20 protein-coding genes are annotated in these 22,023 nt (G+C 67.3%); 14 read left to right on the forward strand and 6 right to left on the reverse strand.

Going from position 1 to position 22,023, the window contains the following annotated elements; all coding sequences use genetic code 11:
- Window positions 1-66: 66 nt before the first annotated feature.
- Entirely contained in the window at window positions 67-1,035 is a 969-nt protein-coding gene (locus AAFF27_02665; protein XAH24108.1) for a LysR family transcriptional regulator, read from the reverse strand.
- 125 nt (window positions 1,036-1,160) lie between these two features.
- Here AAFF27_02665 and AAFF27_02670 point away from each other — a divergent pair, with 125 nt between their 5' ends.
- The 6 genes from AAFF27_02670 to AAFF27_02695 all read left to right on the forward strand — a co-directional run bounded on the left by AAFF27_02670 (window position 1,161) and on the right by AAFF27_02695 (window position 7,530).
- Window positions 1,161-2,012 (forward strand): aldo/keto reductase, encoded by an 852-nt coding sequence (locus tag AAFF27_02670; protein XAH24109.1) that lies wholly within the window; start codon window positions 1,161-1,163, stop codon window positions 2,010-2,012.
- Between the two features lie 8 nt (window positions 2,013-2,020).
- Window positions 2,021-3,448, forward strand: a complete 1,428-nt coding sequence (locus tag AAFF27_02675) for an MFS transporter (GenBank protein XAH24110.1) — start codon at window positions 2,021-2,023, stop codon at window positions 3,446-3,448.
- Window positions 3,445-4,641 carry a carboxymuconolactone decarboxylase family protein gene (locus tag AAFF27_02680; protein XAH24111.1) on the forward strand — a complete coding sequence of 399 codons (1,197 nt, stop codon included), beginning with the start codon at window positions 3,445-3,447 and terminating at the stop codon, window positions 4,639-4,641. Before AAFF27_02675 ends, AAFF27_02680 begins: the two co-directional genes overlap by 4 nt.
- 3 nt (window positions 4,642-4,644) lie before the next feature.
- On the forward strand, window positions 4,645-5,721 hold the full coding sequence (locus tag AAFF27_02685; GenBank protein XAH24112.1) for an alpha/beta fold hydrolase: 1,077 nt from the start codon (window positions 4,645-4,647) through the stop codon (window positions 5,719-5,721).
- A gap of 40 nt (window positions 5,722-5,761) precedes the next feature.
- Complete coding sequence (locus tag AAFF27_02690; GenBank protein XAH24113.1) at window positions 5,762-6,862, forward strand: alpha/beta hydrolase; 1,101 nt, start codon at window positions 5,762-5,764, stop codon at window positions 6,860-6,862.
- Window positions 6,863-6,936: 74 nt separating this feature from the next.
- Complete coding sequence (locus AAFF27_02695; GenBank protein ID XAH24114.1) at window positions 6,937-7,530, forward strand: flavodoxin; 594 nt, start codon at window positions 6,937-6,939, stop codon at window positions 7,528-7,530.
- A 94-nt stretch (window positions 7,531-7,624) separates the two neighbouring features.
- Here the strand turns inward: AAFF27_02695 and AAFF27_02700 are convergent, their stop codons facing one another.
- Window positions 7,625-8,428, reverse strand: a complete 804-nt coding sequence (locus AAFF27_02700) for an exodeoxyribonuclease III (GenBank protein XAH24115.1) — start codon at window positions 8,426-8,428, stop codon at window positions 7,625-7,627.
- A 10-nt stretch (window positions 8,429-8,438) separates the two neighbouring features.
- Between AAFF27_02700 and pyrE the strand changes: the two genes are divergently transcribed.
- Together pyrE and AAFF27_02710 are read left to right on the forward strand one after the other, a co-directional pair.
- Window positions 8,439-9,143: an orotate phosphoribosyltransferase gene (pyrE, locus tag AAFF27_02705; protein XAH24116.1), complete on the forward strand. Its 705-nt coding sequence runs from the start codon at window positions 8,439-8,441 to the stop codon at window positions 9,141-9,143.
- 43 nt (window positions 9,144-9,186) lie between these two features.
- Window positions 9,187-9,831: a DUF4124 domain-containing protein gene (locus tag AAFF27_02710; protein XAH24117.1), complete on the forward strand. Its 645-nt coding sequence runs from the start codon at window positions 9,187-9,189 to the stop codon at window positions 9,829-9,831.
- Between the two features lie 18 nt (window positions 9,832-9,849).
- On the opposite strand, the gene gatB is transcribed toward AAFF27_02710, so the two are convergent.
- Genes gatB through gatC form a run of 3 tightly spaced genes read right to left on the reverse strand, consistent with a single transcriptional unit; the run spans window position 9,850 to window position 13,153 of the window.
- Entirely contained in the window at window positions 9,850-11,343 is a 1,494-nt protein-coding gene (gene gatB / locus AAFF27_02715) for an Asp-tRNA(Asn)/Glu-tRNA(Gln) amidotransferase subunit GatB (GenBank protein XAH24118.1), read from the reverse strand.
- A 2-nt stretch (window positions 11,344-11,345) separates the two neighbouring features.
- Window positions 11,346-12,842, reverse strand: a complete 1,497-nt coding sequence (gene gatA, locus AAFF27_02720) for an Asp-tRNA(Asn)/Glu-tRNA(Gln) amidotransferase subunit GatA (GenBank protein XAH24119.1) — start codon at window positions 12,840-12,842, stop codon at window positions 11,346-11,348.
- Between the two features lie 11 nt (window positions 12,843-12,853).
- Window positions 12,854-13,153: an Asp-tRNA(Asn)/Glu-tRNA(Gln) amidotransferase subunit GatC gene (gene gatC / locus AAFF27_02725; GenBank protein ID XAH24120.1), complete on the reverse strand. Its 300-nt coding sequence runs from the start codon at window positions 13,151-13,153 to the stop codon at window positions 12,854-12,856.
- A gap of 249 nt (window positions 13,154-13,402) precedes the next feature.
- Between gatC and AAFF27_02730 the strand changes: the two genes are divergently transcribed.
- The 6 genes from AAFF27_02730 to AAFF27_02755 all read left to right on the forward strand — a co-directional run bounded on the left by AAFF27_02730 (window position 13,403) and on the right by AAFF27_02755 (window position 20,139).
- Window positions 13,403-14,446: a rod shape-determining protein gene (locus tag AAFF27_02730; protein ID XAH24121.1), complete on the forward strand. Its 1,044-nt coding sequence runs from the start codon at window positions 13,403-13,405 to the stop codon at window positions 14,444-14,446.
- Between the two features lie 114 nt (window positions 14,447-14,560).
- Complete coding sequence (gene mreC / locus AAFF27_02735; protein ID XAH24122.1) at window positions 14,561-15,592, forward strand: rod shape-determining protein MreC; 1,032 nt, start codon at window positions 14,561-14,563, stop codon at window positions 15,590-15,592.
- The gene (mreD, locus tag AAFF27_02740) at window positions 15,589-16,110 is read left to right on the forward strand and encodes a rod shape-determining protein MreD (GenBank protein ID XAH24123.1); all 522 of its coding nucleotides are present in this window, start codon (window positions 15,589-15,591) and stop codon (window positions 16,108-16,110) included. Before mreC ends, mreD begins: the two co-directional genes overlap by 4 nt.
- A gap of 12 nt (window positions 16,111-16,122) precedes the next feature.
- A complete protein-coding gene (gene mrdA / locus AAFF27_02745; protein XAH24124.1) occupies window positions 16,123-18,063 on the forward strand; it encodes a penicillin-binding protein 2 in 1,941 nt (646 codons plus the stop codon).
- Window positions 18,064-18,520: 457 nt separating this feature from the next.
- Entirely contained in the window at window positions 18,521-19,828 is a 1,308-nt protein-coding gene (locus AAFF27_02750) for an ammonium transporter (protein ID XAH26370.1), read from the forward strand.
- A 17-nt stretch (window positions 19,829-19,845) separates the two neighbouring features.
- Window positions 19,846-20,139 carry a hypothetical protein gene (locus AAFF27_02755; GenBank protein ID XAH24125.1) on the forward strand — a complete coding sequence of 98 codons (294 nt, stop codon included), beginning with the start codon at window positions 19,846-19,848 and terminating at the stop codon, window positions 20,137-20,139.
- A 174-nt stretch (window positions 20,140-20,313) separates the two neighbouring features.
- Here the strand turns inward: AAFF27_02755 and AAFF27_02760 are convergent, their stop codons facing one another.
- Window positions 20,314-22,008 carry a GMC family oxidoreductase N-terminal domain-containing protein gene (locus tag AAFF27_02760; GenBank protein ID XAH24126.1) on the reverse strand — a complete coding sequence of 565 codons (1,695 nt, stop codon included), beginning with the start codon at window positions 22,006-22,008 and terminating at the stop codon, window positions 20,314-20,316.
- Window positions 22,009-22,023: the final 15 nt, after the last annotated feature.

Consider the following 22,023-nt stretch of genomic DNA (forward strand, 5'->3'; position numbering starts at 1 on the left):
CAGCAGAAGCGGACGTTCAATGCTGGGAGGCGAACGACCGCTTCAGGCTGGGAGCGGACCTCGTCCTCACACCTTCTTGGCTGAGCGTTTGGGCGCTGGATTGCTGCGCAAGTCCTTTGGTCCAAGGACGTACTCGCAGGTCTTGCCCAGCCGCTGAAGCGCCAGGTCGATGAACGCTCGCGCCCGCGCCGGTTGCGACGATCTGCTGCCGTAGTAGACGAAGTAGCTGGCGTAGTTGGGCATGTGCTCGACCAGGACCGGCACCAACTGCCCCGAACGGATGTAAGGCGCCGCCGTCACGCCGGCGAGTTGCCCCAGCACACGTCCGGCAAGAACGGCCTGAAGCTCGAACAGCTCGTCGTTGCTGCAGATGGCCGGCACCACGGGCTGGTCCGCCGGCTCGTCGTCAATCCTCACGCGCCAGGGCAAAACTTTCCCGGTGCTCGGGTGTCGGTAGGCACTACATTGGTGTGCAGCTAGGTCCCCCAGCGTCAGCGGCACACCGTGTCGCTGGAAGTACGAAGGCGCACCGCAGATGGGCAACTGCACCGGAAACAGTCGGCGTGCGATGACGCCCTCGTGGGGCGACGGGCCGAGACGGAATCCGACATCCACCCGGTCCTCGACCCAGTTCCCGATGCGGTCATCCAGCAGCACGTCGGGCTGGATGCCTGGATGCAGGTCGCAGAACTCCTCGACGAGCCTCCACAGGATCGGCTGGAACGTCGTGCGCGGACCAGTGATGCGCAGCGGCCCGGCGAATTCGTCCTTCGCCGATTTCGCCGTCTGAAGCGCCCGCTGCATGCCCAGTAGCGACGGGTGGACGTCCTCGAACAGCCGCTGGCCGGCATCGGTCAGCGACATCACCCGGGTCGTGCGATGGAACAGACGGGCATCCAGATGGGCTTCAAGCTGGGCCAGGGCCTTGCTTGCTGCCTGCGGACTGATGCCAAGCGCCAGTGCCGCCTTGCGCAGGCTCCCCAGCTCTGCGGCCTTGATGAAGGTCGTGATGGAGCGTAGCTCGTTGATGGCCATGGAAAGCTCTCCTTCATGGACATTGTCATCAATTTGGAGCCAATTTATCAACCTGAATGTCACTATTCAGATGCCAGTGCGATGCCTACAGTTCATCTCATTGAACGTCCCACCAGGAACAACCCATGCAACATGTCGTCCTGAACAACGGTCTCCAGATGCCCATCGCCGGTTATGGCGTCTTCCAGATCGCCGACGCCAAGGAGTGCGAGCGAAGCGTCGTCGACGCCATCGAGACCGGCTACCGCCTGATCGACACGGCGGCCTCCTACATGAACGAGGAAGCCGTGGGCAACGGCCTGCGGGCCAGCGGCATCGCGCGCGACCAGCTCTTCGTCACCAGCAAGCTGTGGGTGCAGGAGACCGGCTATGAGCGCACCCAGCAGGCCATCGAGAAGTCACTTCGGCGGCTGCGACTCGACTACCTGGACCTCTACCTGATCCACCAGCCGTTCGGTGACGTTCATGGCTCCTGGCGAGCGATGGAGGATGCTTACCGGGCCGGCAAGCTCCGCGCCATCGGCGTGAGCAACTTTCATCCGGACCGCCTGATGGACATCAAGGCGTTCAACGAAATCGCGCCAGCGGTCAACCAGGTCGAGGTCAACCCCTTTCAGCAGCAACGCGAGGCGGCACCGTTCATAGCCGACATCGGCGTACAGGCCGAGGCCTGGGCGCCTTTCGCGGAGGGCCGCAACGGCCTGTTCCAGAACGAGGTGCTGAAGGGCATCGCCGAGCGGCACGGGAAGTCAGTGGGCCAGGTGGTGCTGCGCTGGCTGGTACAACGCGGCATCGTGGCCCTCGCCAAGTCCGTCCGCAAGGAACGCATGGCCGAGAACATCGCCATCTTCGATTTCGCCCTCGATGACGCCGACATGGCTCGCATCGCCGTGCTCGACACCAATACGAGCAGCTTCTTCTCGCATCGCGATCCGTCCATCGTCAAGTGGATGTCCGAACGCAAGCTCGACATCTGAACGACACCATGAGCATCGCCGTACCGAGCCCGTCGCCGCGCAACGCGGCTGCGATCCTGGCCATCATCGTGGCCAGCTACCTGATGATCGTGGTGGACATCTCCATCGTCATCACCGGCCTGCCGCGCATCCAGAGCAGCCTGGGCTTTTCCGCCGCGCAGCTCTCCTGGGTCACCAACGCCTACACCCTGAGCTTCGGCGGCTTGCTGCTACTGGGCGCGCGGGCCGGGGACATCCTTGGCCGCAAGCGCATGCTCATCCTCGGGCTGGCGGTGTTCACGCTGGCCTCGGTGGTGATCGGGTTCGCGCCGTCCGTGAACTGGCTGCTGGCGTCACGCGCCATCCAGGGCGCCGGCGCCGCGGTGCTGGCGCCGTCGACGCTGGCCTTGCTCTCCACCCACTTCGCCGAAGGTCCGGAGCGCACCCGTGCGCTGTCCCTCTATGCGGCCGCGGCAGGCGTGGGTGCGACCTTGGGCCTGGTGTTGGGCGGCTTCTTCGCCGACCTGGTCTCCTGGCGGGCCGGGTTCTTCATCAACCTGCCCATCGGCCTGCTGCTCATCGCCGCCGCGCGCCGGCACATCGACGAAACGCCACGACACCCGGGCCGCTTCGACATCGGCGGCGCCATCACCTCCACCCTGGGGATGACGGCGCTGGTCTACGGACTGGTGCGAGCGGCCGACGCCGGTTGGGGCGACCGGCTCGCCCTGGCCGCGCTGGTCAGTGGGGTGGCCCTGATCGGCGTCTTCGTCGTGATCGAGCGCAGCGTCAGCCAACCCATATTGCCCTTGCGCCTGCTGGCCAACCGGGAACGGACCGCGGCCAATCTGGCGCGCATGCTCTTCCTGGGCGGCGCGGTCGGCTTCTGGTTCTTCTCCACGCAGTTCCTGCAGGGGGTGCTTCACCTGCGTCCGATCCAGGCCGGACTGGCCTTCCTGCCGGTCACGCTGCCCAACTTCGCTTCGGCGATGGCGGTGCCCAGGCTGGCCCGCCGGTTCGGGAACGAGGCGCTGCTGACAGCCGGACTCCTGCTTGGTGTGGTCGGTCTGGCCTGGCTCGGCCAAGCCGGTGTCGACTCCACATACTGGACCGGTGTTGCCCTGCCGATGATTCTCATCGGCCTCGGACAGGGCTTGCTCCTGGCCCCGCTCACCGCCGCCGGCGTGGCCGGGGTCGCCCAGAAGGATGCGGGCGCGGCCTCGGGGCTGGTCAACGTGGCGCATCAACTCGGTAGCGCCTTGGGCCTCGGTCTCCTGGTGCTGGTGTTCGCGAATGCCGCGCCCGAAACGACCCATGACGCCGCAGGTCTCGCACTTCGAATCTCAGCCGTCATGGACGTGGCCGCAGTGCTGGTAGGCCTGGCGCTGATCGCCGTCCTGTTCTTCATCGTCGTGCCGCGCCATCGGCGGGCTCGACGTCTGGAGGTCCTCTCATGAAATCACTCCTTCTCGTCGCGCTCGGCGGCGCGGCGGCGGCCAGCGCGGCGCCGCTTCCCGAGGCCGAGGCCGTCCGAGGCGTCGTCGAGGTCCGATCCGCCGCCTCGCAGCGCGTCATGGCCAGCCCCGCCGAGAACTTCACCGGTACCGTGCGCGTCAGCTCTCCCTTCCAGGCGGTGTCTCCGGGCACGGCGGGAGGTGCCACGGTGACGTTCTCCGCTGCTGCCCGGACGGCGTGGCACACCCACCCGCTGGGTCAGACGCTGATCGTGGTGGAAGGGCTGGGGCTGGTGCAGCAGCAAGGGCAGCCCGCGCACGTCATCCGACCCGGCGACATCGTGACCATCCCTCCCCACGTGCGTCATTGGCATGGTGCGGGTCCTTCCGGTCCCATGGTCCATCTGGCCATCGCGGAAAAGGAGAATGGCTCCGCGGTGACCTGGCAGGACAAGGTCACCGAGCAGGACTATCGCGCCGCGTTGGCCGGGGCGGGACTGTCTGTCTCGGACGTTCCGCAGGCAACGAGCGCCAAGGCCGCTCCGCCTCGCTCCGAGACCTTGACCGCCAAGCAGCGCGCCATCGTCCTGACCGGTGCCTTCATGGCCACCAGCGACATGCCGCGTCTCAATGCCGCGTTGAACCAGGGCCTCGGTGACGGGCTCACGATCAGCGAGGCCAAGGAAGTCCTGGTGCAGCTCTACGCCTACGCGGGCTTCCCCAGAAGCCTGAACGCGCTGGGCGAGCTTCTGAAGGTGGTGGACCTTCGCAAGCAGCAAGGCATGCAGGACGTCCTGGGGCGCGAGCCCAGTCGTCCAGTCGCCACCGGCGATGCACTGGTGGCCGCGGGCCAGACGAACCAGACCGAGATTTCAGGTGGGCCCGTCCAGGGGCCGGTCTTCGAGTTTGCACCCGTCATCAACCAGTTCCTGCAGTCCCATCTGTTCGGCGACATCTTCGAGCGCGACAACCTCGACTGGCAGAGCCGCGAGCTGGCCACGGTGGGCGCGCTGGCCGCCACACCTGGTGCGCAGGCTCAGCTCCGGTCGCACATGCGCGCCAGCCTGCGCGTCGGCCTGACCGCACAGCAGTTGAAGCAGCTCGTTCGCGCGCTCGCTGAACACGTCGGTCCGCAAGAGGCCGCCAGGGCCAATGAAGCACTCGAGCAGGCCATCAGCGCCGCAATGAAAGGTTGATTCATGAACGTCCCTCGATACCTGTGCGTCGGAACCCTGGCGATGGCGGCGCTGCTGGGCGGCTGTGCCTCGCAGCCAGGCGGCGGCACGGTGCCCCTGGTCATCCAGAGTCAGGGCAGCTTCACCGTGGGTGGCACCGTGAAGACGACGCCTGGCAGCTACGACAACAACAAGCCGACGTCGGCGGGCCAGAGCTTCCACGGCGACCACCTCTACGCCTTCTATCAGGTGCCGCAGCACCCGAAACCGCTGCCCATCGTCATGCTGCACGGAGCATTCCAGTCGGCCCGCAGCTGGGAGACGACGGCGGACGGTCGTGAAGGTTTCCAGACCATCTTCCTGCGCCGCGGCTTCCCGGTGTACCTCGTCGACCAGCCTCGCCGCGGGCGAGCGGGCAACAGCACCATCGCGACAACGACGGAGCCAACGCCGAACGACCAGCTTTTCTTCGACCAGTTCCGGCTCGGCAAGTGGCCCGGCTACTTCAGCAATGTCCAGTTCGCCCGCGATCCCGAGACGCTGAACCAGTTCCTGCGCTCGGTCACGCCCAACACCGGGCCCTACGACGCGGGTGTCATCTCCGAGGCCATGGCCGCGCTCTTCGCGAAGGTGGGACCGGCAATCCTGTTCACGCACTCGCAGGGCGGCGGTCCGGGCTGGCTGACGGCCATCAGGAGCCCGAACGTGAAGGCGGTCGTCGCCTTCGAGCCGGGCAGCGGATTCATCTTCCCGGAGGGCGAGTTGCCGCCCGCCATGCCCAGCACCGCGGGCACGCTTGCGCCCGAAGCCGTGTCCGCCGCAGACTTCCAGAAGCTCACCCGCATTCCCATCGTGATCTTCTACGGCGACAACTTCCCGACCGAGCCGACGACGGAGCGCGGCCAGGACAACTGGCGCGTGCGGCTGGCCATGGCTCGTCTCTGGGTGGAGGCCGTGAACCGGCATGGCGGTGACGCCCGGCTGGTGCATCTCCCCGACATCGGCGTGCGCGGCAACACGCATTTCCTCATGTCCGACCTGAACAACGTGCAGATCGCCGACCTGGTGACCGCCTTTTTGGTCCAGAAGAAGCTGGACTGACCTCCGACATCGACATCGACCGACAGCGAGCGACACCCCAATGACCCATGACGCCATCGACATGAAGCGCCGCGAGTTCCTCGGCACTTCCGCTCTCGCCATTTCCGCAGCCACCCTTGGAGTTTCAGCGATGACCGTGCCCACCCCCGCCGCAGCCGCCGATTACCGGAACAACCCGTTCACCCTGGTGTACGGAGATGCCATCACCGCCAACGCGCCCGGCAAAGTCCACATCCACTCGATGACCTACAAGCTCAACGGCCTGGACATCGTCGCCAACGTCTACACGCCGGCGAATTTCGACCCGGCCAAGAAGTATGCCGCGGTCGTCGTCGCGCACCCCAACGGCGGCGTGAAGGAACAGACGGCCGGCCTGTACGCGCAGCGGCTGGCGGAACGCGGCTACGTCGCCATCGCGGCCGATGCGGCCTACCAAGGCGGGAGCGGTGGCTTGCCTCGCTCGGTGGACACGCCGACGAACCGCATCGAGGACATCCACGGCATGGCGGACTTCATCACCCGCTGGGCCGGGGTGGATGCCGCGCGACTCGGCCTGCTCGGCATCTGCGGGGGCGGGGGCTATTCGCTCGCTGCAGCGAAGACCGACAAGCGCTTCAAGGCGGTGGCGACACTCAGCATGTTCAACTCCGGCCGCGTCCGTCGCAACGGCTTCGCTGACTCTCAGCTGGCCACGATCCAGCAGCGCATGAAGCAGGCCTCGGACGCGCGCGCTCAGCAGGTGGCCGGCGGCAAGATTCTCTACTCGGGCGATGCCGACATGACGGACGCGCAGATCGCCGCGCTGCCGTTCGAGATGTACCGGCAAGGCTACGAGTATTACTGGCGCACGCATGCGCATCCGGGCTCGACCTTCAAGTACACCACCAGCAGCTTGCTGGACCTGATGCGCTGGGACGCCACGGACCAGCTCGAGTTGATCGAACAACCGCTGCTCATGATCGCCGGCAGCAAGGCGGACAGCCTGTACATGACCGAGGCGGCGTTCCTCAAGGCGACGGGCGCGAAGGGCAAGGAGCTGTTCCTCATCGAAGGCGCCACGCACATCGAGACCTACTGGGTCCCGAAGTACGTCGACGCGGTTGTGGCCAAGTTGACGCCGTTCTACGCGAAGAACGTCTGATCCTTCGGGTCGGCATTCGGTGACCGGGCCAACCAAGCACGGGCCGGTCCAGGGGCTGCATCAAGGAGCATCAGATGAAAGACAGTGCAGACTCGGTTCGTCGCGTCTTGATGGCGGCCATGACCACCCTCCCGTTGACCGCGAGCGCGGCGGCGACGGAACGGCGGGACGGTAGGCGCTCAGGAAGAACGTCGTCGCTGGTCGTCTACTTCTCGAGGTCTGGCAACACCCGTGTCGTTGCGGGGCTGCTTCAGCGGTCGCTCGGAGCCGACCTCTTCGAGATGCAGCCCGAGGTCCCTTATCCCGAGGACTACCTGGCCACTGTCGAAGAGGCTCGCCAGGAGCGCGACAACGGTCGCGCGAGGGCATTGGCGCGCTCGGTTCCCGACATTGCAAGGTACGACACGATCTACCTCGGCTTTCCCATCTGGGGCGAGACCGCGCCACCGGTGATCCGTGGATTCCTGTCGAGCCACGACCTGTCAGGCAAGGACCTGATCCCGTTCATCACGCATGGCGGCTACGGCCTTGGAAACAGCTTGACCCTGCTCGCGCAGGGCGCCTCTCGGGCGCGGTTGCAGCCGGCGTTCTCCACGGAGGCGGATCAGGAGCGCCGGACGATGAATCAGGTCAACGACTGGCTGAAGTCGGCTCGAAGAAAGGGCTAGAGCGCCGTCGGTGTCCGCTTTCGCGGCACAGCGGACGGTGAACGAAGCTTTTACAAACCGCCGCTTTACGCCTAAAGCTGACCGAGCCTATTGATCAAAGGTAGAAGTCGTACTCGATGGTAAGAGGTGCGTGGTCGCTGAACTTGATGTCCTTGTAGACGGCAGCGATACGGGCGGTTGCTGCAACGGAAGGAGTCGCCAACTGATAGTCCAGTCGCCAGCCCACGTTCTTGGCATAGGCCTGGCCGCGGTTGCTCCACCAGGTGTAGGCGGTGTCGGTGGCGTCGGGCTGGAGCTGACGGTAAACGTCCACCAGGCCGCCCTCTGCGTCCGTCAGGTGCAACACTTTTGTCATCCAGGCGCGTTCTTCGGGCAGGAAACCGCTGTTTTTCTGGTTGCTCTTCCAGTTTTTCAGATCGATCTGCTGGTGCGCGATGTTGATGTCGCCGCACAAAATGAACTCGCGCTCGGCCTTGAGCCGCATCAGATGCGGGTGAAAGCCCGCCAGGAAGCGGAACTTGGCCGCCTGCCGCTCCTCGCCCGAGGAGCCGCTGGGGAAGTAGCAGCTAATCAGCGAGAACTTGCGCTGCGGCGTGTCAAAGCGCACCTCGACATAGCGGCCTTCGGCGTCGAACTCCTCCGAGCCGTAGCCGATCAGCACCTCGCTGGGCTCGTGCTTGGTATAGACGCCGACGCCCGAATAGCCCTTCTTCTGTGCGAAGTGGAAGTGCCCCTGCAGGCCGGCCAACTGCTCGAATCTGCCCTGCACGTCGGCCGCCTGGGCCTTGATCTCTTGCACGCAAATACAATCCGGCTGCCATGCCGCGATCCATTCTTCTACGCCCTTGCTGGCGGCGGAACGGATGCCGTTGAGGTTCAGGCTGGTCAATTTGAACAAGGATTTCCCCATGCTGGTTGAAGGCGTCCGGGCGGGTCAGCAGGTGGCGTCAGGCGCTGCGCAGGCCCAGGATTTTGTGAAGTTTTGCGTTGAAGCCGGCGTGCTGCGCTTTGGCGAATTCAAGACCAAGGCGGGCCGCATGAGCCCGTATTTCTTCAATGCAGGCCTGTTCGACGACGGCGCCAAGCTCGGCCGGCTGGCGGAATTCTATGCACAGGCGCTGATCGACGGCGGCGTCGAGTTCGACATGATCTTCGGGCCGGCCTACAAGGGCATTCCGTTGGCCGCCGCCGTAGCGGTGGAACTGGCGCGGCGCGGCCGCAACGTGCCCTTTGCCTACAACCGCAAGGAGGCCAAGGACCATGGCGAGGGCGGCACCCTGGTCGGCGCCAAGCTGGCCGGCCGGGTGCTGATCGTGGACGACGTGATGTCCGCCGGCACTGCCGCGCGCGAGTCCATCGCCATCATCCAGGCCGCCGGCGCCACCCCGCATGGCATCGCCCTGGCGCTGGACCGGCAGGAGAAAGCCACCGAGAACGGCCAGGACGTGGAACACAGCGCGGTGCAGTACATGCGCGGCCGTTTGGGCCTGCAGGTCTGCACCATCGCAAAGCTGGCAGATTTATTGCTGTATCTGGACGTAACTGGCGGCGAATCGGCTGCCCACCATGCCCGCGTGCTGGCCTATCGGCAACGCTACGGGGTCAACGACTAGACAAGGGGCTCCTGTGGATGCTGGCTACCGTGGATGCAGAACAATGGTCCTCGGCAGCCTCCTGGTAGCCGCCGCGGCGGCGCTGCAGGCCCAGCCGGCCGCGCCTGCTGGCGGCATCTATACCTGCGTCGACGCCCAGGGCCGGCGGCTGACATCAGACCGCCCGATCCGCGAATGCCTGGACCGCGAGCAGCGTGAGCTCAATGCTTCCGGCACCACGCGCCGTACCTTGCTGCCGCCGCCCACCGCCAGTGAGCTGGCGGCCAAGGCCGAGCGCGATCGCCGCGACGCCGAGGCGCTGGCGCGCCAACAAGAGAAGGAGCGCGGCGAACGCGTGCTGCTGATGCGCTATCCGCAGCAGTCCGCGCACGACGCCGAGCGCGCCGCCGCCCTGCAGCGGGTGGACGAGAGCGCGGCCCTGGTGCGACTGCGCATCGCCCAGCTCGACCAGCAGCATCTGGAGGTCAAGGCCGCCATGGCGCGCTTCGACAACGACCGGGCGCGCATGCCGCCCGGCCTGCTGCGCGAGCAACTGGACATCGTGCAGGCGCTGCGCACCCAGCAGAACGCTGTCGCGGATATGGAGCAGGATCGGCGCCGCATCCAGCAACGCTTCGACAACGAACTGCTGCGGCTGCGCCCGCTGTGGGCGCAATTGCCGGACGCCAGCGCCAGCGCATCGCGCTGACGGGCTGGCGGCTCATGGCTACTGCTGCAGCTTCTTGCGCAGCAGCTCGTTGACCTGCGTCGGGTTGGCCTTGCCCTTGCTGGCCTTCATGGCCTGGCCGACCAGGGCGTTGAAGGCCTTGTCCTTGCCGGCGCGGAACTCTTCGACGTTCTTCGGGTTGGCCGCGATCACCTCGTCCAGGATGGCTTCAAGCGCGCCGCTGTCGTTTTCCTGGCGCAGACCCTTGGCCTCGATCACTGCGTCCACGTCCGCGCCTTCACCGTTCCAGAGTGCCTCGAACACCTGGCGCGCAGCGTTGTTGGAGATGGTGCCGTCGCCGATGCGGACGATCAGCGCGCCCAGTTGCGCTGCCGCGACCGGCGCCTGCGCGATGTCGGTGCCGCCCGTGTTCAGCCGGCGCGACAGCTCGCCCATGATCCAGTTGCTGGCCAGTTTGGGCGCAGCGCCGGCCTGCACGGCCGCCTCGAAGTAGGCGGCCGTGGCCTTGCTCTGTGTGAGCTGGGCCGCGTCGTATTCGGGCAGGCCGTGCTGGGCCACAAAGCGCGCGGCCATGGCGCGCGGCAGCTCGGCCATTTCGCTGCGTACCCGTTCCACCCACTCGGGCGCGATCACCAGCGGCGGCAGGTCCGGGTCAGGGAAATAGCGGTAGTCGGCCGCGTCTTCCTTGGTGCGCATGGCGCGCGTCTCGCCGGTGTCGGGGTCGAACAGCACGGTGGCCTGCTGGATCTCGCGGCCGTCCTCGATCTCTTCGATCTGCCAGCGGATCTCGAAGTCGATCGCCTGCTGCATGAACTTGAAGCTGTTCAGGTTCTTGATCTCGCGCCGCGTGCCCAGCGGCTGGCCCGGCTTGCGCACCGACACGTTGGCGTCGCAGCGGAAAGAGCCCTCTTGCATGTTGCCGTCGCAAATGCCGATCCAGGTGACGATCTTGTGCAGTTCGCGGGCGTAAGCCACCGCTTCTCCGGACGAGCGGATGTCGGGCTCGGTCACGATCTCCAGCAGCGGCGTGCCGGCGCGGTTCAGATCGATGCCGCTCTGGCCAATGAAGTTCTCGTGCAGCGATTTGCCGGCGTCTTCTTCCAGGTGGGCGCGCACCAGGCGCACGGTCTTCTTCTCGTCCCCCAGGAAGAACTCGACGCTGCCGCCTTGCACCACCGGGATCTCGAACTGGCTGATCTGATAGCCCTTGGGCAGGTCCGGGTAGAAGTAGTTCTTGCGCGCAAAGACGCTGCGCGGCGCGATGTGCGAGCCCAGCGCCAGGCCCAGCTCGATGGCGCGCTCGACCGCGCCCTTGTTCATCACCGGCAGCGTGCCCGGCAGCGCCAGGTCCACCGGCGCGGCCTGGGTGTTGGGCGCAGCACCAAAGGCGGTGGGCGCGCGGCTGAAGATCTTGGAGACGGTCGAGAGCTGGGCGTGCGTTTCGAAGCCGATCACGACTTCATAACCCTGCACCAGCGGCCCGGTGGGGCGGCCTTCCTGTTGTGCGGCAAAGGAATTCATGGATTCGCTCATCCTTAAATGCCCTCCGGCGCGCGGAGGTGGAAGTCGGTCGCTTGCTGCAACTGGTGTGCAGCGTTCAGCAGCTTGCCTTCGGCAAAGTAGTTGCCGATCAGCTGCAGGCCCACCGGCATGCCGCCTTCGCCAAAGCCGGCCGGCACGCTCATGCCGGGCAGGCCGGCGAGCGAGGCGGGCAGGGTGAAGATGTCGGCCAGGTAGTCGGCCAGCGGGTCGTTGCCGTGCTCGCCGATCTTCCACGCGACCGTGGGCGCCACCGGGCCGGCGATCAGGTCGCATTGCTTGAACGCGTTCTGAAAGTCGTCGGCGATCATGCGGCGGATTTTTTGCGCCTGCAGGTAGTAGGCGTCGTAGTAGCCGTGCGACAGCACATAGGTGCCGATCATGATGCGGCGCTTGACCTCGTCGCCAAAGCCTTCGGCACGGGTCTTCTTGTACATGTCGAGCAGGTCGGTGTACTTGTCTGCGCGGTGGCCAAACTTCACGCCATCAAAGCGGCTCAGGTTGGACGAGGCCTCGGCCGGCGCAATGATGTAGTAGACGGGGATCGACAGCTCGGTGCGCGGCAGGCTGATCGGTACCAGCTTGGCGCCGAGCTTCTCGTATTCCTTCAGTGCGCCATCGACCGCTGCGCGCACGTCGGCCGACAGGCCTTCGCCAAAGAACTCGGCTGGGATGCCAATGCGCAGGCCGTCCAGCTTGTCGTTCAGGCCGCGCGTGAAGTCTTCTGCGGGCAGATCGAGCGAAGTCGAATCGCGGTCCGGGTCCGGGCCGCAGATGGTCGACAGCAGCAGCGCACAGTCTTCGGCCGTGCGTGCCATCGGGCCGGCCTGGTCCAGGCTGGAGGCAAAGGCCACCATGCCGTAGCGCGAGGCGCGGCCGTAGGTTGGCTTGATGCCGGTAATGCCGCAGAAGGCCGCCGGCTGGCGGATCGAGCCGCCGGTGTCGGTGCCGGTGGCCGCCGGCGCCAGGCGCGCGGCCACGGCTGCGGCGCTGCCGCCGGAGGAGCCGCCGGGCACGCGCGTCGTGTCCCAGGGGTTGCGCACCGGCAGCACGGCGCTGCCGCCTTCGGCCGGCACCGCCACGTTCTCGTTGGCCGAGCCCATGGCGAATTCGTCGCAGCTCAGCTTGCCGAGCGTAACCACGCCCTGGTCGGCCAGATTCTTGACGACTGTGCTATCAAAAGGGGAGCGATAGCCGGCCAGCATGCGCGAGCCCGCGGTGGTCGGGAAGTCGCGGGTGACGAAGATGTCCTTGTGCGCCAGCGGCACGCCTTCCAGGCGGCCGGCGGTACCGGCGGCGATGCGCGCGTCGGCGGCGCGGGCCTGGGCCAGTGTGGCATTGGTATCCAGCGCCACATAGGCGCCCAGCGCGGCATGCGTCTGGGCGCGGTCCAGGAAGTGCTGGGCCGTTTCCACGGCGGAAACCTCGCGGGCGGCGAGGCGGGCGGCTAGCTGGGCAACGGTATGGTCGTGCAGGGGGAGGTTCTGGGTCATTGCGGGGCTGCTCACTCGATCACGCGCGGGACCAGATACAGGCCGCTTTCGACGGCCGGGGCGCTTTTCTGGCTGTCTTCCCGCGAGGGGAAATGGCCGACCGCGTCTTCGCGCAGGCGCAGCGCTACCTCCTGTATCGCGGCCACGGGGTGGGCCAGCGGTTCGATGCCGGTGGTGTCCACCGCGCGCATCTGCTCGACCACGTCGAAAAAGCCGTTGAGTTGGGTGAGCATGCGCTCGCCTTCTTCGGGGCGAAGCTCCAGCCGGGCCAGATTGGCGATCCGGCCGATGTCCTGGGAGGTGAGGGCCATGGCGGGGCGGGCGTCTTCGGGACGCCGGAAAAGTAGGGGTAAAGGCAGGGAAACCGCTAGCGCCAAGGGGTTTGGCGCACGGGGGATGGAGTATTATCCCGCCTTCGCCGCGAGAGGCCTGTTCAGGCCCGTTTGGCCGGCGATCCTGCCGTCAACAGCGCGTAAAAACCCCTTTTCGAACCCGTTTCGACCCCCCAAGAACCAGGCGACGGCACGCCGGAGCGCATGCCGTGCCCGAGAGGACATGTGATGTTTGGAGCCTTCCGTCGGTACTTTTCCACCGATCTCGCCATCGACCTTGGCACGGCCAACACCCTGATCTTCGCCCGTGACAAGGGCATCGTGCTCGATGAGCCCTCTGTCGTGGCGATTCGCCACGAAGGCGGCCCGCACGGCAAGAAGGTGATCCAGGCTGTGGGCCGCGAGGCCAAGGCCATGCTGGGCAAGGTGCCCGGCAATATCGAGGCGATCCGCCCGATGAAGGACGGCGTGATTGCCGACTTCGTGATCACCGAGCAGATGATCAAGCAGTTCATCAAGATGGTGCACCCGCGTACGCTGTTCACCCCCAGCCCGCGCATCATCATCTGCGTGCCCTGCGGCTCGACCCAGGTCGAGCGCCGCGCCATCAAGGACGCGGCCGAGGCCGCTGGCGCCACCGCCGTCTATCTGATCGAAGAACCCATGGCCGCCGGTATCGGCGCTGGCCTGCCGGTCAGTGAAGCCTCTGGCTCCATGGTGGTCGACATCGGCGGCGGCACCACCGAAGTCGGCGTGATCTCGCTTGGCGGCATGGTTTACAAGGGCTCGGTCCGTGTCGGCGGCGACAAGTTCGACGAAGCCATCATCAACTACATCCGCCGCAACTACGGCATGTTGATCGGCGAGCCCACCGCCGAGGCCATCAAGAAGAAGATCGGCAGCGCCTTCCCGGGCTCCGAAGTGCGCGAGATGGAAGTCAAGGGCCGCAACCTCTCCGAAGGCGTGCCGCGCAGCTTCACCATCAGCAGCAACGAAGTGCTGGAAGCCCTGACCGACCCGCTCAACAACATCGTCTCGGCCGTCAAGAACGCGCTGGAGCAAACCCCGCCCGAACTCGGTGCCGACATTGCCGACCGCGGCATGATGCTGACCGGCGGCGGCGCGCTGCTGCGCGACCTGGACCGCCTGCTGGCCGAGGAAACCGGCCTGCCGGTGCTGGTGGCCGAAGAGCCACTGACCTGCGTGGTGCGCGGCTGCGGCATGGCGCTGGAGCGCATGGACCGCCTGGGCAGCATTTTTACCAGCGAATAAACCTCGGCGCCCTGCGGGGGCCGCTGTGACGATCCGAGCCGGCTGGCCTATGATGCAGCCGGCTTTTTTCCACCCTGACGCCGCTCCCGTTCGTCCCTTCGCCCGACTCTCCCCATGCCCCTGGGAACCCTGGACCGCACCGCGCCCCCTTTCTTCAAGCAGGGGCCGTCGGCGCTGTCCACGCTGATCTTCTTTGGTGCGCTGGCGCTGTTCCTGATGGTGGCTGACGCCCGCCTGGGGCTGACGCCGCCGCTGCGCTCGGCCATCTCGGTGGTGCTGTATCCGCTGGAGCAACTGGCGCTGCAGCCGGTGCAGTGGGTGCGCAACACCGGGGCCTATTTCCAGACCATGCGCGCGGCGCAAGAGCTGGAAGACTCCGCGCGCCGGCAGATGCTGCAGCAGTCGCAGCGGGCCAACCAGGTCGAGGAACTGCTGCTGGAAAACCAGCGCCTGCGCGACCTGCTGGGCTTGCGCGGCCGGCTCCAGGCACCCGAGCAGACGGCCGAGGTTCTGTATGACGCGCCCGATCCCTATACCCGCCGCGTCATCATCGACCGCGGCACGCTGCAGGCCGTGGCGCCGGGCTCGCCGGTGATAGACGAATTCGGGGTGCTGGGGCAGATCACGCGGGTGCACCCGTTCCTGGCCGAGGTCACGCTGCTGGTCGAGCGCGACTACGCCATTCCCGTGCTCAACACCCGCACCGGCGCGCGCAGCGTGGCCTACGGCAACCCGTTGTCCGGCCCGGGCGGCGGCTTGGAGCTGCGCTTCATGCCCGGCAATGCCGACGTGCAGGAGGGCGACCTGCTCACCACCAGCGGCGTGGACGGCGTCTACCCTGCCGGCCTGCCGGTGGCGCGCGTGGACCGGGTCGAGCGCCGCTCGGATTCCGCCTTTGCCCGCATCCACTGCGAGCCGCTGGCGCGCATGGAGGGCGCGCGCCATGTGATGGTGCTGCAGCCGCTGTCGGCGCAACTGCCGCCGCGCCCGCCTGCGGGAACGGCGGCGGACGCGACGCCGCAGCAGCGGCGCAAGCCGGAGCCACCGCCCGCAGCGGCAAAGCCCGGCGCCACGGCGGCGCCGGCCCGTCGTACACCGGCGGCGCCCGCAACAACACCTGCTGCACCGGCCGGGAGGCAGCCATGATCATGCGCAAGGGCCAACAGCAACTGCTGCTGCCGGCCAACCCTCTTTTCATCTGGGCCAGCCTGGGCGCGGCGCTGCTGCTGGATCTGCTGCCGATCGGCCGCGCCATCTGGGCCCCTGACCCACTGCTGCTGCTGCTGGTGTTCTGGAGCGTGCACCAGCCTGCTCGTGTGGGCATGGGCGCGGCCTTTGTGCTGGGGCTGTGCATGGACGTGCACCAGGCCTCACTGCTGGGCCAGCATGCGCTGGGCTATACCGTGCTGGTCTACCTGGGCTTTCGGTTGCAGCGCCGGCTGCTGTGGCTGGGTGTGCCGGCCCAGACCGTGCTGCTGCTGCCGGTGTTCCTCAGCGCGCAGGTGATTGAGCTGCTGGTGCGGCTGATCGCCGGCGGTGTCTTCCCGGGCTGGGGCTTTGTCATTGCGCCCGTGCTGGAGGCATTGCTGTGGCCGCTGGCCAGTGTGGTCTTGCTCGCGCCGCAGCGCCGCGCTCCCGATCCAGACGAAAATCGTCCACTCTGATCGGCGGCTGCCATGACTGAACTGCGCAATGTCGAGGCCGAGCTGGCGCGTTTCCGGCGCCGGCTGTTGGTGATCGCCCTGGTGGTGCTGGGCGCGTTCGGTCTGATCGTCGGGCGGCTGGTGTATTTGCAGATCGTGCGCTACGACGACCTGGCCGCGCAGGCCGAGAGCAACCGCACGGCGGTCGTGCCCATCGTGCCCAACCGCGGGTTGATCCTGGACCGCAACGGCCTGGTGCTGGCCACCAACTATTCGGCCTATACGCTGGAGATCACGCCCTCGCGTAGCGGGCCGGTGGACGAGGTGATCGACGCGCTGTCGGAGCTGGTCGAGATCACGCCGCGCGACCGCCGCCGCTTCAAGAAGCTGATGGAGGAGTCGCGCAGCTTCGAGTCGCTGCCGGTACGCACCCGCCTCACCGACGAAGAGGTGGCGCGCTTCGCCGTGCAGCGCTACCGCTTTCCGGGCGTGGAGATCAAGGCGCGGCTGTTCCGCAGCTACCCGTTCGGCGATATCGCCAGCCACGTGATCGGCTATATCGGCCGCATCAACCAGCGCGAGAAGGAGCGCATCGAGGACTCCGACGACGCGCCCAACTACCGTGGCACCGACGTCATCGGCAAGCTGGGCGTGGAGCAGAGCTTCGAGCGTGAGCTGCATGGCGCCACCGGCGTCGAGCAGATGGAGACCTCCGCCGGCGGCCGTGCCGTGCGCACCCTGGCCACCCATCCGGCCACGCCCGGCAAGACCGTGGTGCTGTCGGTCGACGTCAAGCTGCAGAAGATGGTGGAGGACCTGTTTGGCGACCGGCGTGGCGCCCTGGTGGCGATAGACCCGCGCACCGGTGAGGTGCTGGCCTTCGTCAGCAAGCCGACCTTCGACCCGAACCTGTTCGTTGACGGCATCGACCAGGAAAACTGGGCCGCGCTGAACGAATCCATCGACAAGCCGCTGCTCAACCGCGCCCTGCGCGGCACCTACCCGCCGGGCTCCACCTACAAGCCCTTCATGGCGCTGGGCGCGCTGCAGACCGGCAAGCGCGGCCCCAGCGTGGTCATCAACGACCCGGGCTTCTACATGTTCGCGGGCCACCGCTTCGGCAGCCCCGAGGGCTACCTGGGCAACCTCGACATGCAGCGGGCGATCCAGCTCTCGTCCAACGTCTACTTCTACACCCTGGCCAACGAGATGGGTGTGGACCTGATCCACGACTTCATGAAGCCGCTGGGCTTTGGCCAGATCACAGGCATCGACATCAACGGCGAGGTGCGCGGCGTGCTGCCCAGCACCGAGTGGAAGCGCAATGCCTACAAGCGCCCCGAGCAACGCCGCTGGTATGCGGGCGAGACCATCTCGCTGGGCATTGGCCAGGGCTACAACAGCTTCACCATGCTGCAGCTGGCGCAGGCGGCGTCGGTCGTGGCCGACGGCGGCATCAAGCGCCGGCCGCACCTGGTGCTGGCCACCAAGGACCCGTTGAGCGGCGAGCAGTTGCCGGTGCCGCAGCCGCCTGCGGTGGACCTGGGCTTCAAGCCGGCCAATGTGGCGGTGGTGCGCGGCGGCCTGGTCAGCGTGGTCACCAGCGGTACTGCGCGCGGCGTTTTTGCCGGCGCGCCCTACCTCGCCGCCGGCAAGACCGGCACCGCGCAGGCGGTGACGCAGGCGCAGAACACCAAGTACAACGCGCGCGCACTCGAAGAGCACCAGCGCGACCATGCGCTGTTCATGGGGTTCGCGCCGGCCGACGCGCCCAGGATCGCCGTGGCCGTCATCGTCGAGAACGCCGGCTGGGGCGCCGGTGCCGCAGCACCCATTGCGCGCCGCGTGCTCGACTACTGGCTGGCCGGCCTGTACCCAAGCGAGGAAGACATGGCTGCCGTGCGCATCGGCAAGGCCACCGCCCCAATAGGCAAGCCGCGCCGCGTGGAAGATGTGGAGCTAGTCGCGCCCTGACCCTCGCCACGGCCGCATCGAACAAGAGGCCGCGGAGCAGGCCAAGCGCAGACATCCGCGGAACCGGCTTTGCCGGGCCGCTGGATGTGCCCCCTTGAGGGGGAAGGCGAAGACACGAAGTGCGTAGCCTGGGGGTGTGCCTTACTACTTCAGGCCAAAAAAAAGCGCCGACTAGCGGCGCTTGGGATAGGTGATCTGCATCTCGTGTCTGGATGCTTGGGATCGGTGTTCTGATTCTGCTTAGCTGTGTCTCCTCGGCCCCCGCCCAGACTGGCCTGGGGCCTGTCTGCGAGTACCCGTGACTTTAGGCCTTTGCACTGTTTCGGAGCATAGGGTGTTACCCGTGTGTTTTACCTTCGGAAACAGTTGGCACGGGTCGTGCTGTCACAAAGCATCCAACAAAACGAGGCCGCTGATGCGCAATATCACTGGGCAACGGGCATGGATGCGGGCTTTCATGGGCTCGTTTCTGGGTTTGAGTGGGCTTGCTGCGGCCTGGGCGGCGGATGCACCCCCCGCCGTGGTGCGCCCCTCTCTGGTGCCTATCGACAGCCTGGCGCCGGCCGACACGGCCTGGATGATGACGGCCACCGCCTTGGTGCTGCTGATGACGCTGCCGGGCATTGCGCTGTTCTATGCCGGCATGGTGCGGCGCAAGAACGTGCTCAACACCATGGCCTGCGTGATCGGCGTGGCCTCGCTCATCACGCTGCTGTGGTTCTCTGTGGGCTACTCGTGGGCCTTCACGCCGGGCAACGCCTTCATCGGCGGCAACGAGCGGCTCTGGTTCTCTGGCCTGGAGGTGCTGCCGGGCGCGGGCCAGGTGGCGGTGAGCCACATCGCGCCGCATGTGCCCGAGGCCGTGTACGCCATGTTCCAGCTGACCTTCGCCATCATCACGCCGGCGCTGGTGGTGGGCGCCTTCGTCGAGCGCATGCGCTTCTCGGCCGTGCTGTGGTTTGCCGCCCTGTGGTCGGTGCTGGTCTATGTGCCGCTGGCGCACTGGGTCTGGGAGCCGGGCGGCTGGCTGGCGCAACTGGGCGCGCTGGATTTCGCTGGCGGCACGGTGGTGCACATCAACGCCGGCGCGGCCGGGCTGGTCTGCGCCTGGATGCTGGGGCCGCGCAGCGGCTACGGCCGTGAGCCGTTCGAGCCCTTCAACCTGGGCCTGACCATGACCGGCACGGGACTGCTGTGGGTCGGCTGGTTTGGCTTCAACGCGGGCTCGGCGCTGGCGGCCGATGGCCGCGCCGGGCTGGCGCTGGTGGTGACGCACATCGCGGCCTCGGCCGGGGCCATCGCCTGGATGGTGGGCGAATGGGTGATGCGCCGGCGGCCTTCGCTGCTGGGGCTGTGCTCGGGTGCGGTGGCCGGGCTGGTGGCGATCACGCCGGCATCGGGCTTTGTCACGCCGCGCGCGGCGCTGGTGATCGGCCTGGTGGCCGGGCTGGCCTGCTATTGGGGCGCGACCGGGCTCAAGCGCCTGCTGCACGCGGACGATTCGCTGGACGTGTTCGGCGTGCACGGCATTGGCGGCATCGTTGGCTGCCTGCTGACGGGCGTGTTCGCCAACCCGGGCATTGGCGGCAGCGCCGGCAGTGTCGCGGTGCAGGCGATCAGCGCGGCGGTGGCGCTGGCCTATAGTGCGGTGGGCACGGCGGTGGTGCTGACCATCGTGCGCATCCTGGTGGGGCTGCGGGTGAACGAGGGCGCCGAGCAGCAGGGCCTGGACGTGGCGCAGCACCGGGAGCGCATCCCCTCCTGAACAGGAAGGAATTCCACATGCTCGACAGCGAAAAACTGGCCATCGCCGCCCACCTGCACGTGCTGCTGCGGCGCATCACCGGCCGCGTGACCGACACCGAATGGATGGCCAGCAACAAGGAATACGCGGCGGCGATAGTGCACTTTGCGCAGGAGAAGGCCGACGAGGAAGAGCGCCCCGAGCTGGCAGAGTGGGCCTACAAGCTGGAGCGGGCCATGGGCCTGCTGCCGCCGGCGGCGCCACCTGCGGCAGCAGCGCCCGTGCCCGCGCCCGACGGACCAGACCCCCGCTACGTCGGGCGTCTACGCTAAGCCTGGGACACCCCCAGGCTACGCGCTTCGCGTCTTCGCCTTCCCCCTCCAGGGGGGCACATCCAGCGGCCCGGCGGAGCCGGTTCCGCGGATGTTTTGGCTTGGCCTGCTCCGCGGCCTTCTGAGCCTTTGTGTTTTGTGCGTCCGCGTTCGTGGAGCAGCCCATGGGAAGGTTCAGGCCGCTTCCGCGATGATCCAGCGCGCAGCCTTCTCCGCAATCATCAGCGTCGGGCTGTTGGTGTTGCCGCTGGTGATGCTGGGCATGACGCCCGCGTCCACCACGCGCAGGCCGGCGATGGTGCCGCCACGGCCGTCGAGCACGCGCAGGCGCGCGTCGACCACGGCCTGCGGGTCGTCGGCGCGGCCCATGCGGGTGGTGCCGACCGGGTGGAAGATGGTGGTGGCGATGTCGCCGGCCAGGCGCGCCAGCTCTTCGTCGCTCTGGTACTGCGTGCCGGGCTTCCATTCTTCGGGCTGCCAGGGCGCGAGCGCGGGCTGGGCGACGATGCGGCGCGTCACGCGCAAGGAGTCTGCGGCAACCTGCCGGTCTTCGGCGGTGGACAGGTAGTTGGGCGCGATCGCCGGGGCGTCTTCGAAGCGCGGCGACTTCAGCTGCACCGTGCCGCGGCTGGTCGGGTTCAGGTTGCAGACGCTGGCGGTGAAGGCCGGGAAGCGGTGCAGCGGCTCGCCAAAGGCGTCCAGCGACAGCGGCTGCACGTGGTACTGCAGGTTGGGATGCGGCCGCGCCGCATCGCTGCGCGTGAAGGCGCCCAGTTGCGAGGGCGCCATGCTCATCGGGCCGCTGCGCTTCAAGGCGTATTCCAGCCCTATGCGTGCCTTGCCCCAGAGGTTGCCGGCCAGGGTGTTGAGCGTGGCGTGGGCGGTGCCCGTGCCCTGCACCTTGTAGACCGAGCGGATCTGCAGGTGGTCCTGCAGGTTGGCGCCGACGCCGGCCAGCTCGGCCTGCACGGCGATGCCGTGCTGCTGCAGCAGCGCGCCCGGGCCTATGCCGGAGAGCTGCAGCAACTGCGGCGAGTTGATGCTGCCGGCGGCCAGCACCACTTCGCGCGTGGCGGTGGCGGTGACCATCTGCTGGCCGTTCCAGACCTGGGCGCCGCTGCAGCGCAGGCTGCCGTCGGGCTGGCGCTCGATCTGCAGGCGGCTGACCTGGGCGCCGGTCCACATCTCGAAGTTGGACCGGCCGTAGCAGACGGGGCGCAAAAAGGCTTTGGCGGTGTTCCAGCGCCAGCCGCTCTTCTGGTTGACCTCGAAGTAGCCCACGCCCTCGTTGTCGCCGCGGTTGAAGTCTTCGCTGGCCGGGATGCCGGCCTGCTGCGCGGCCTGCGCAAAGGCGTCGAGGATGTCCCAGCGCAGACGCTGCTTCTCTACCCGCCATTCATGGCCGCTGCCGCGGTAGCCGTCGCTGGCGGCCATGCCGGCGGCGCCGTGTAGCGCGTCGCCGCCCTTGTAGTGGTCTTCGTGGTGGCGGAAGGCCGGCAGCACCTGGTCCCAGCGCCAGCTGTCATCGCCGGTGACCTGCGCCCAGCCGTCGTAGTCGCGCGCCTGGCCGCGCATGTAGATCATGCCGTTGATGCTGCTGCAGCCGCCCAGCGTCTTGCCGCGCGGGTAGCGCAGCGTGCGGCCGTTCAGGCCGGCGTCGGGCTCGGTGTTGTAGAGCCAGTCGGTGCGCGGGTTGCCGATGCAATACAGGTAGCCGACCGGGATGTGGATCCAGTGGTAGTCGTCCCGGCGGCCGGCCTCGATCAGCAGCACGCGGCGGCGCGCGTCGGCGCTGAGCCGGTTGGCCAGCAGCGCGCCGGCGGTGCCGCCGCCGATCACGATGTAGTCGAAGGCGAGTGTCTCGCTCATCTGTCTTGTCTCCTC

Origin of the sequence: Xylophilus sp. GW821-FHT01B05, from assembly GCA_038961845.1 — a bacterium.
Classification (GTDB): domain Bacteria; phylum Pseudomonadota; class Gammaproteobacteria; order Burkholderiales; family Burkholderiaceae_C; genus Xylophilus.